The sequence below is a fragment of the Paenibacillus pabuli NBRC 13638 genome (genome assembly GCF_001514495.1).
GTDB classification, from domain to species: Bacteria; Bacillota; Bacilli; order Paenibacillales; family Paenibacillaceae; genus Paenibacillus; species Paenibacillus pabuli.
Genome location: NZ_BCNM01000003.1, coordinates 376865 through 387432, shown reverse-complemented (window position 1 = coordinate 387432; position 10568 = coordinate 376865). Strand labels below are relative to the sequence as shown.

At 49.1% G+C, this 10568-nt stretch carries 11 protein-coding genes and 1 riboswitch; of the genes, 3 read left to right on the top strand and 8 right to left on the bottom strand.

What is annotated here, in order from left to right; all coding sequences use genetic code 11:
- The first annotated feature begins 222 nt into the window (after positions 1–222).
- From PPA03S_RS07145 to PPA03S_RS07135, 3 genes are all read left to right on the top strand, one after another.
- Positions 223–846 carry a deoxynucleoside kinase gene (locus tag PPA03S_RS07145; protein WP_062321241.1) on the top strand — a complete coding sequence of 208 codons (624 nt, stop codon included), beginning with the start codon at positions 223–225 and terminating at the stop codon, positions 844–846.
- On the top strand, positions 843–1499 hold the full coding sequence (locus PPA03S_RS07140) for a deoxynucleoside kinase (protein WP_062321239.1): 657 nt from the start codon (positions 843–845) through the stop codon (positions 1497–1499). Before PPA03S_RS07145 ends, PPA03S_RS07140 begins: the two co-directional genes overlap by 4 nt.
- Before the next feature lie 264 nt (positions 1500–1763).
- The gene (locus tag PPA03S_RS07135) at positions 1764–2246 is read left to right on the top strand and encodes a hypothetical protein (RefSeq protein WP_245683535.1); all 483 of its coding nucleotides are present in this window, start codon (positions 1764–1766) and stop codon (positions 2244–2246) included.
- Between the two features lie 376 nt (positions 2247–2622).
- On the opposite strand, the gene PPA03S_RS07130 is transcribed toward PPA03S_RS07135, so the two are convergent.
- The 8 genes from PPA03S_RS07130 to hisC form a co-directional block, all read right to left on the bottom strand.
- Positions 2623–3366 (bottom strand): MerR family transcriptional regulator, encoded by a 744-nt coding sequence (locus tag PPA03S_RS07130; RefSeq protein ID WP_062321237.1) that lies wholly within the window; start codon positions 3364–3366, stop codon positions 2623–2625.
- Positions 3367–3676: 310 nt separating this feature from the next.
- Entirely contained in the window at positions 3677–4342 is a 666-nt protein-coding gene (thiE, locus tag PPA03S_RS07125) for a thiamine phosphate synthase (protein WP_062321235.1), read from the bottom strand.
- Positions 4342–5154, bottom strand: a complete 813-nt coding sequence (gene thiD / locus PPA03S_RS07120) for a bifunctional hydroxymethylpyrimidine kinase/phosphomethylpyrimidine kinase (RefSeq protein ID WP_062321233.1) — start codon at positions 5152–5154, stop codon at positions 4342–4344. Before thiD ends, thiE begins: the two co-directional genes overlap by 1 nt.
- The gene (gene thiM / locus PPA03S_RS07115) at positions 5151–5963 is read right to left on the bottom strand and encodes a hydroxyethylthiazole kinase (RefSeq protein ID WP_062321231.1); all 813 of its coding nucleotides are present in this window, start codon (positions 5961–5963) and stop codon (positions 5151–5153) included. The genes thiD and thiM overlap by 4 nt, the downstream gene beginning before the upstream one ends.
- A gap of 313 nt (positions 5964–6276) precedes the next feature.
- Positions 6277–7344: an ABC transporter substrate-binding protein gene (locus PPA03S_RS07110; protein ID WP_062321230.1), complete on the bottom strand. Its 1068-nt coding sequence runs from the start codon at positions 7342–7344 to the stop codon at positions 6277–6279.
- A gap of 153 nt (positions 7345–7497) precedes the next feature.
- Entirely contained in the window at positions 7498–8310 is an 813-nt protein-coding gene (locus PPA03S_RS07105) for an ABC transporter permease (RefSeq protein ID WP_245683534.1), read from the bottom strand.
- Positions 8297–9064 carry an ABC transporter ATP-binding protein gene (locus PPA03S_RS07100; RefSeq protein WP_062321228.1) on the bottom strand — a complete coding sequence of 256 codons (768 nt, stop codon included), beginning with the start codon at positions 9062–9064 and terminating at the stop codon, positions 8297–8299. Before PPA03S_RS07100 ends, PPA03S_RS07105 begins: the two co-directional genes overlap by 14 nt.
- Positions 9065–9232: 168 nt before the next feature.
- Positions 9233–9335, bottom strand: a riboswitch (TPP riboswitch).
- 116 nt (positions 9336–9451) lie between these two features.
- Positions 9452–10564, bottom strand: a complete 1113-nt coding sequence (hisC, locus tag PPA03S_RS07095; RefSeq protein WP_062321226.1) for a histidinol-phosphate transaminase — start codon at positions 10562–10564, stop codon at positions 9452–9454.
- Positions 10565–10568 lie beyond the last annotated feature (4 nt).

Here is a 10568-nt window from a genome sequence, read left to right as displayed (position 1 = left end):
TTAAAAGACACGATCGAATTAAATGATCGTGTCTTTTTGTTTTATTTTTAAATTTAGGGAGTTTGTTGGTTCAATGAACTGTCTAATGTAGGCTTGATCGGAGAGATAAAACTCATTTTATACATAAAATACTGGCCTTCCCATCATCGAAGCTGTGATACAATAGGTGAGGTCTATATAGAAACGGAAACACGCATGTGTACGAGGAGGTACGGGAACACGATGAAATCAGCCCCGTTTATTGCGGTGGAAGGTCCGATTGGAGCGGGGAAAACAACGTTGGCAACGATGCTTTCTCAGGAATTGAACCTTCCGCTGGTCAAGGAAATTGTAGAAGAGAACCCCTTTCTGGCTTCCTTCTATCAGGATATAGATGAGTGGAGCTTTCAGCTTGAAATGTTTTTTCTATGCAACCGGTTCAAGCAACTGGAAGACACAGGCGCGCACTATATTAAACAGAACACACCCGTCATTTCGGACTATCATATCTATAAAAATATGATATTTGCCGAGCGTACGCTGAAAGGATCGAAAAGGGATAAATACCGCCAAATCTATCATCTGTTAACAGATGATCTGCCCAAACCCAATCTGGTGCTCTATATCGAGGCTGAACTCGGTACATTAATGCATCGTATCAACAAACGCGGACGGTCTTTTGAGCAAGATATGGATCCGGCTTATATGGAACAGTTAATTGCAGATTACAAAACAGGCATGGCTTACTTGGCTGGCAGCCCGAACCCGCCGATAATCATTAAGGTAAATGCGGAGCAGATCGATTTTGTAGAACATCCTGAACATTTTAAACAGATTGTTAATCAGGTAAAGGAGTATATCACATGAATAACTATGGCATTCCGACGAATGCGTTAATTACAGTAGCAGGTACCGTTGGGGTGGGCAAATCCACACTGACTGCGGCTTTGGCAGAGCGTTTGAATTTTAAAACTTCTCTGGAGCAAGTTGACCACAATCCGTATCTGGAGAAGTTCTATCATGACTTTGAACGCTGGAGCTTCCATTTGCAGATTTACTTCCTCGCAGAGCGCTTCAAGGAACAGAAGAAAATCTTTGAACTGGGCGGTGGATTTGTACAGGACCGTTCCATCTATGAAGATACAGGTATCTTTGCGCAAATGCATGCCGATCAAGGTACAATGTCAGCCACGGATTTCGAGACATACAGCAGTTTGTTTGAAGCTATGGTGATGACACCATATTTCCCACATCCGGACGTACTGATCTATCTGGAAGGCAGTCTGCCATCCATTCTTAACCGGATTACCGTTCGCGGACGTGAAATGGAGATCCAGACAGATCGTTCCTACTGGGAACATATGCATGAGCGCTACTCCGTATGGATTAACCAGTTTACGGCTTGTCCTGTACTTCGTTTGAATATTGATGAATATGATGTGAATGACCCCGCATCAGTGGATGCCATTTTGGCACAGATCGCTGCTGTCATTCGGCCTTCTAATGCAGCACAGCTCTAAATGAGAATGCATCTGAACTACAGTTTGGATAAGATCATGAGAACTTATGAATAAATAGATTTAAAGATGTCCCCTCTGTGTCCAGCTTTAAGGCCGCCAGAGGGGATATTTACGTTATGTTGAAATCATAGCATGAGCCAACAGATATATTTTATATGTCAGAAAAAAGTAGAAATTTGTTGAATAAAAGAAGAATATGTGGTTTCATAGGAAAGGTGAATTCTGGAAAAGAAGCATAAGCATGACTCAGGAGGGAAAGACAACGTGGAAGAGAAGCAAGGGATCAAGATCGGCATGCCAATCATTGGTGGATTAGTGGCAGCAATTGTAGGAGGCATTGTGTGGGCAGTGATCGCTGCACTGACGGAAAGGGAGCTTGGGCTCATTGCTATCGTCATTGGGGCACTTACAGGCTACGCGGTCGTATTGTTCTCAAACAAACAGATCGCAACGGTACATAAGGTCATCGCTGTTATCTTTGCACTTATCGGCATTTTGCTGGGTAAGTACCTAACTGTAGTATATTTTACATCCGAGTTGTTCAGCGATGCGGGCATGATGGATTTGGTGTTCGATGGTGAGATGGTAAGCGCGTTTGCGGAGACTATTACGGATTATTTCAGTGAGCCGATTGATCTGTTATTCATCGTACTGGCCATCGTGTCAGCATGGCAGATCCCAGGTAGAATGGCAAGGACCAGCCTGGCGTCAGATGCATCTTCATCTGATCACGCTCCTAGAGCTTAGGCGGTGAATAGCAGAAAGCAAGACCTGTGTAATACAGGGACTGCCTCCATTAAAATAGTACTCAGAGTGAATAACTGTAATGGCTTATTCACATTGCGGCTGAGATACTAAAAGAGGGACGTGACGCCTTAGGGCGTACGTCCCTTTTTTGTGTAAACTGAGTAATGTTGTATCCCTGGGCTGTCCAGCACATTGCATGAACTCGGAAAAGATGTGGCAGAACGGAGTTCTATTTAATACGAGCATATTGCCTATAACGAGAGAGCAAGTTTTCATTAGCAATAGAAAGATCGAAATGGAACTACTTGTCTACAATTTATACCTGATTGCGAGGGGAATCGGATAATGCTATAGGTGGAATCAATGTAGGCAAATGTTAACTGTTTCGATCAGCAAACACAGCCATGGCATCCCTCATAAATACAGCCAAGCCTTCGCCGAATTGATCAATATTACGTGTAAAACGTTCGTCGTCTACGTACATTTGGCCCAGCCCTCTGAAGGCTTCAGGGGAATACGTACCCATATTGTTCAAAAAGCTGTACCATTCCGAGATTCCGGCTTGAGCTTCGGCAGAGTTTGGATCCGTGTGACGAAGTGCTGCCAGGCGGTTGTAGATTTCATTCATTTGATCGGATAGAGCTTTTTGTTTCGCAGGAGACTGGCTCTGTATCTTTTGGTTAGCCTGATCCACTGCTTGGTCTCCCCAACGTTCCCGCGCTTCCTGCTCATACGGGTTATGGCTGAAATTGAATCCTTCGAATTGTTCTTTGGCTGTCATCTTAATTTCTCCTCTCACGTGCTGAACTGATTTATCAATAGTGGCAATTATTTGGTCCAATCGCTGGCGTTTCTCCAATAGAATGCGGCGATGTATATTTAGCGCTTCCTCCCGATCGAAAGAGGGATTGTTGATAATCTCCTTAATATCTTTTAGAGAGAAATCGAGTTCTTTAAAAAATAAAATCTGCTGCAGCATTTCCAGATTGGCATCTGAGTAAAGTCGATACCCGGCAGATGTTACTTCGTCCGGTATTAATAGTCCGATCTCATCATAGTGATGCAGTGTGCGCACACTGATCCCGACAAGTTCGGCCACTTCTTTTACTTTCATGGCCATGATTGATACCTCCTTACACCACCGATTGTACAGCGTCACGTTACGTGAGAGTCAACAAGAAAAAAATAAGATGCACGCACGGATGCTGCATCTTGAGAATGGCTTGGGTGATTGAACGACTGAGTGTTTGAGTGGATGAATAATTGAGTAAATGTGTAATGAATGATTAAGAGCCTGGATTATTGCAATAATCAGTTAGCTTAGGGTGAACAAGGCGCTTCTTGTCAATGTTATAGAATATTGCGCTCTTGTGAGGGCTGCACCACCCACTCGGTGCAGCCCTCGGGCCGGCGGTGCAGGGAGCGAATGGCTACGCCTGCATCCCGCGCACCGCCGCAGCGAACTGCGCAGCCGCTGCGCGCACATCGGCCGCGCCCGCGATGGCGGAGATGACGGCTACGCCGTCGGCTCCTGCCGCCATCACGGCGGCCGTGGTATCGGGCGTAATGCCGCCGATACCGACCACCGGAACTGCAATACCTGCGGCGCGCAGTTCCGCTATCCCGGCGGGGCCCAGCACAGCGTGGGCATCCGCTTTGGACCGCGTCGGGTACATGGGCCCGACGCCAAGATAGTTGGCGCCCGCCTGCACCGCACGGCGGGCTTCCAGCGCGGAGTGGGCGGATACGCCAAGCATCCGCCCTTCTCCGATGCGGGCGCGTACCAGCGCCGCGTCCGCATCGTCCTGGCCGACATGCATGCCGTCGGCCTCCACCGCCACAGCCAGCTCCACATCATCGTTCACGATGAACGGTATCCCGTGCTGGCTGCACACCTCGCGAAGCCGCATCGCAAGCGTAATGCGTGCTTCGCCAACGAGAGCGCCAGTTCCTTTTTCCCGGAACTGGAACAGCGTAATGCCGCCAGCAATAGCCTGGCGCAGCACCTCCACCGGGTCACGCGTCGTATTCACGCTGCCCATGACCAAATACACCTGCATCGCACGGCGTACCGCTTCTGCATCCAGATGGCGCATCACTGCCCACCCCGCAGTCTGCGCTGGTACGCAAAATGATTCGTCGGCCCATGTCCGGCCCCGATCCCCAGTTCATCTTCGATAGCTGCCTGAATGAATGCTCGCGCAGTCGTGACGGCAGCCAGTACAGCGGAGCCCTTAGCCAATTCGGCAGTAATGGCCGCAGAATACGTACATCCCGTTCCGTGGGTATGCCTTGTCACCACCCGAACGTTCTCCAGATAATGAAAAGACTGCCCATCATAGAGCACATCAACAATCATGCCACTTCCCTCATCATGACCACCTTTCACCAAAGCATACGTGGAGCCCATCTGCACCATCCGCCTTGCGGCTTCTTCCCGCTGACTCAGATTGGTAATAGACATTCCAGTAAGCAGCTCGGCTTCCGGAATGTTCGGCGTTGTGATCAGGGCATGAGGCAGCAGCTCTGTAATTAGCGCCTGAATAGCCTCCTGTTGTAACAGAGGGGCACCGCCCTTGGCAACCATAACCGGATCGATGACCAGATTGGACCAGCCGTATTGCTGCCATTTCCCGGCGACCAGTCGAATAATCTCGGCACTGTAGAGCATGCCAGTTTTTACAGCGGCGGGTTGAAAATCATCACCAGTTGAATCCAATTGTTGAGCGATACCTTCATATGAAATAGGGAAGACGCCCTGTACGCCTGTTGTATTTTGGGCAGCAATGGCTGTAATCACCGTCATGCCGTATACACCAAGCTCCTGAAAGGTCTTTAGATCGGCCTGTATTCCGGCGCCGCCACCATTATCGGAACCTGCAATCGTCAAAGCCTGTGCAATACTCATTGCGAACCTCCATCAATCTGGCGAACCTGTGCCCGCTGTGCGAGAACGTCAGGCGTCACTTGGGCCAGTTGGTTCAGCAATTCAATTTGAAAGCTGCCCGGTCCCTGATCAGCGGTACGCTCTGCTGCAATCTCTGCTGCAACGCCATAGAAAGCGAGTGCCTCCACAACACTGCCCAGCAAGTCGTCTCCCGGTTTCGCAATAGCTGCAAAAGCACCAATCACTGAACTGAGCAAGCAGCCTGCACCAGTCACTTGGGTAAGCAAGGCATGTCCATTACTCGTCAGGAACGTCGTTTGCCCATCCGTAATGACATCCTCGCGTCCGGTAATGACGACTACACAGCCGAGTTTTTGTGCTGCCCGTTCCGCTATCCCGATGCGATCACCATCGCCTTGACCTGCATCCACACCTTTGATACTCCAGCTCTCACCGATGACATTGGCGACTTCCGCCACATTACCACGCAATACTGTGAGGCGAAGCTCACGAGCGAGCATCTGAACGGTTTCCGTACGATAGGCCGTTGCGCCAGCTCCAACCGGATCGAGCACAACAGGCACGTTATTTACATTAGCGGATTGACCAGCCAGGCGGATCGCCTCAACTACCTTTTCATCCAGCGTGCCAATGTTCAGTACCACCGCTCCCGACATCTTGGCGACATCAGCGACTTCTTCATGCGCGTAAGCCATAAAAGGGGATGCACCTAGTGCGAGCAAACCGTTGGCCGTAAACGGAGCGACGACAATATTCGTAATGTTATGAACAAGCGGATTTTTCGTACGAACACGTTTCAAATAAGACATATGAGTTCCTCCTTATAAATAAGCAATTTGATCGACAAAAGCAGGCAGGGTTACCCTTATACGCATAAGTTTGCAAGGTTGTTGGATAGCAGGATTTTCATAAAATGATTGAGTTAAAGATCATTCTCGGATAGCTGCAATGTCCATATAGAAAGATCAAATAAATAATTCATCTACTTAATAAAAATTCCATATATTCTATAGAAGTTTTATTCGTACAGTTATTGAATACCGAAGAAACTCATGTAGACCATTTCCGATATTGAATTTACAACTTTCAGATTTTCTTGGATCTCATCCAACACGGATTTCCTTACTCACCCTGCAAGTTGATAAAAGCATCCTCAGTCTTCACGGAATCTGGAATCAGTTCACTTTGAACCAGCCATGCGCGTACGTTTTCCCAAGACGAGGCGTCCTGCCTGCCAAACGGGAGACCGTCTTCATTCATCAGTGGAAGTAAAATATTCAGACTTTGGGTTTCGATCTCCGGGTCAAGGGGAGACGTTTCGTTCTCATGCGCAAGCAGAATGTTCAGCGCATCTTCGGGGTGCTCTGTTACATATTTCTGCCCTTTCTGTATTGCTTGGATGAAGCGGGTAAGCTGATCTTTTTTCGCTTCAATGCCCGTATCACTTGCAGTGAGAACTAGTTCATAATAATCAGGTACGCCGTAATCGACGGGATTGATTGATTTCATGGCATGGCCTTCTTTTTCCAGAATCAATTGCTCATGGTTAATAAATCCGCCCATAATGCCATCTGCCTGCCCGGAAGCCAGGGAAGGAATCAGGTCAAATCCCACATCCACCAGATTCATCTTGTCGGGATTACCTCCATCCTGGCTGATCATCGTACGGACCATCGCTTCATACAGAGGGACAGAGGAATAACCGACCGTAAGCCCTTCAAGATCTTTTGGCGACTTCACTTTACCGTCTGCTTCGGTCAACAGATGCACGAGCGGATGCCGAACAACGGCTGCAATGGAACGTACTGGAATGTTCTCCCCGCGCGCAAGCAAAATTTGCGGCTGGTAGCTCAGCGCCAGATCGATTTTCCCGGCTGCAACAAGCTTGAGTGAGTCATTGGTATCGGCTGGCATCTGAACATCCACATCCAGACCTTGATCCGCGAAGTAACCTTTCTCCTGAGCAACATAGATGAAGGAATGCACTGCATTCGGGTACCAATCGAGCATGATGGACAGCTTTTCTTTGGATTCCGATAAAGGTCCGTTCGCAGATGATTCTGTCTCTTTTACATTGGAAGTTGAATCTGTAGCAGGCGTGTCGGTACCTGTATTTCCGCATCCGCTGATGATCAGCAGCAGGGTCATAAGCAGGATGGGGAGCAGGGAATAGATATACTTTTTATTCATAGCTTCAAATTCCTCATTTCCTTTTATCTGTTTTGAAATCCATAAGTTTCGACATTCAGGCGAAGAGAAATCGATGAGCTGCAATGTGCTGCAATGAGTTCACAGCCAATATCAGGGGCTATAGCTCTGAGTTTCGCTAATGGCAGGCGAGAGTTATCCAGTTTTCCTTCTACCTGCATGATGTGGTGTACCGAATCTTTTCTCCAGCCATGCAATGAGTACAAACAGGGTGATTCCAAGCAGAGATAACAGCACAATGGATGCGAACATCGCATCCGTGTTCATGCTGCTCGACATTCTGCGGCTGAAATAACCGAGACCCTTACTTCCGCCAAGCCATTCCCCGATCGTGGCACCGACCACACAATACACCACAGACATCTTCAGTCCCGAGAAGAAAGAGGGAAGGGCAAGCGGAATCTGTAATTTGCGAAAATTATCCCACTTGCTGGCCCCCATCGTCAGCAGCAGTTCACGCTGCTCCGGGTCACCCTGGTGCAGGCCATCGTAGGTGCTCACCACAATCGGGAAGAACGCGATCAGGAATACCACCGCGACTTTGCTCCACAACGTATAGCCAAACCATAGGATGAAGACGGGGGACAGGGCAATCAGCGGGATCGTCTGACTGATTACAATGAAGGGGTATAAGGCCTTTTCAATCGACCGATTCATATGCATGCCTGTTGCCAACGCAATCCCTGCGCTGATAGATAAGCCAAAACCAATGACAACCTCCATCAACGTAGCGGGCAGATGTGTAGCCAGCAGGAGGCGGCGATGCTCATACAGCGAACTGGCAATCGCCGTCGGGGCTGGAATGATGAAGGAAGGCACCCATCCCATACGCACCACCCACTCCCAGATGACTAGCAGCAAGAGCATGAGCAAGAGAAACAGAGCATAACGGGCAAGCCAACGTTTTACGCCATCCATCAACGGGGCTCTCAAGTTACCGTCTCGCATGTAATTGTTCCTCCAGTCGTCGTCTCATCTGAACGAGAGCCGGTTCGTAGATCATGTCCGAATGTCTTGGACGTGGCAAAGGAACCGTCAGATCCTGCAGCTGTTGGTCTTGACGCCCCGGAGTTAACAGGACAATCCGATCACTGAGCAGCAGGGCTTCTTCAATGTCATGCGTGATGAACAATACGGTTTTGCCCAAGCCTTCCCAGAGCTCCAGCAGCCAGCGGTGCATCTCCCGTTTGGTCAGGGCATCGAGGGCTCCGAATGGTTCATCCAGCAGCATGAGTTGGCCACCTGTCAGCAAAGTACGAAGCAGCGCGACACGCTGGCGCATGCCGCCTGACAGCTCGTCCGGGTAAGCATGCGCGTGGCCGGATAAGCCAAATCGGTTGAGACCGGCCAGAATGTCCGCTCGAATCCTTGCCTTGTCTTGACGACCTGAAGCAAGTTCAGAAGGGAGCATGCAATTCTCCATGACCGTGCGCCAGGGTAACAAGAGGTCCTTCTGCGGCATGTAGGCCACCTGCCCCAGTCGCTTTCCTTCTTGAACCCAAGGGATTTCAATGGTTCCGTGAGTTGGCTCAAGCAAGCCTGCCATCAGCTTGAACAGGGTGCTTTTACCGGAGCCGCTGGAACCGATAAGCGAGACGAATTCGCCCTTGGCTACACGCATCGACACATTGGAGAGCACGGGGGAATCCTTTTTTTTCGGGAAAGCATAGCTCATGTTGTGAATGGTGATGTCGTTATCCATCGCATACCGTTCCCCTTGTTATTCAGACTTCAAACTGCGGGATCTTGAATTACACCTTCTGATCTGCACGCAGAACACGAAAAAGACCCACCCATTTCCGGAGAAATGAGTGGGTCTGTAAGTTCAATTCACATAAAATTTCATCATCAACATGAAAAATCCGCTTACTGAAAGGCCGCTCCACTTCCCTCCGCTGGTATGATCCAGATCAGGTTCAAAGGGTCCGAATCGTTCGATTCGTCTCAGCCGCAAGGCTCCCCTAGTGCAATGTTCAAGATATGCAGTTGTGTGTTCAGCATATATCACATGCAAGTGGAATGTAAAGAGGGTCCTTGGAAAGAATGTGAGTACTGCGAGTTAGAAAAATAACCCAGGATTCTAAACGTTTTAATGTAACAACGAATCAAGCTCCCCGATCAGACGTGCAATCTGCTCAGGTGTGCCAATCGTAATCCGAAGCCAGGTCGGCATGCCAAATTCGGCACCGCCGCGGACAGAGATGCCTCTGTTCAACAATGCTTTGGTAATCGGGCCACTATCCTGTAACAGGTCAACCATGATGAAATTCGTTTCGGAAGGGATATAGGGTAATTTCCACTGCTCAAAGGATTGCATTAACGTTTCCCGTCCCTGACGATTGTAATGCAGGCAATGAGAGACAAATTCATGATCATCCAGGCTGGCCGAAGCAGCGGCCTGAGATGTGGCTGTCAGACTGATGGGCAGCTTGACCCGGTTAATGCCTTCAATAATGCTTTCATTCCCGATGCCATATCCGATTCGCAGGCCGGCAAGTCCGTATATTTTGGAGAAGGTCCGCAAAATAATCAGATTATTATACTGTTCCAGCAGCTTAACCGTATCAGGATAATCTTCACTTTCCGCGAATTCATAATACGCTTCGTCCAGGACAACCACAACATGGGAGGGAACATGTTCGAGTAAACCAAGCAGGGCATCTGCTGTGAAGATGGTTCCGGTCGGATTATTCGGATTGCACAACCAGATAATTCGGGTAGAATCATTGATCCGTTGCCGGAATTGCTCCAGATCCAGCGAATGGTTGACCAAAGGCACTTCATGAATGACTCCGCCTGCCAGCAGCGTAGCGCCCTTATACCAGTTAAAGGAGGGCACCGGAATGAGTGATTCCTCGCCGGGATTAAGATAGGCTTGGGCGGTAAGGGTTAGGAGCTCGAATGATCCACTGCCAAATACCAATTGGGATGTACGCACACCCAAGCGATCCGCAAGCTTGTCACGCAGCAGTTGGCTGGAGCCGTCGGGGTATTGTGCCAAAAGTTCGGAGCCCAATGATCTGACCGCTTCTGCAGCCAGTGGAGATGAGCCGAAGGGATTCTCGTTCGCTGCAAGCCGATCGACACTTTCGAGTCCCAACTCCCGCCGGATCTGTTCCATGGATTTGGCAGGCGTATAGGCCGGAATATGATTTAACAGGTCTTTAACAGGAGGAGAGGGAACGGGTGAGAGGGATTGCATAATC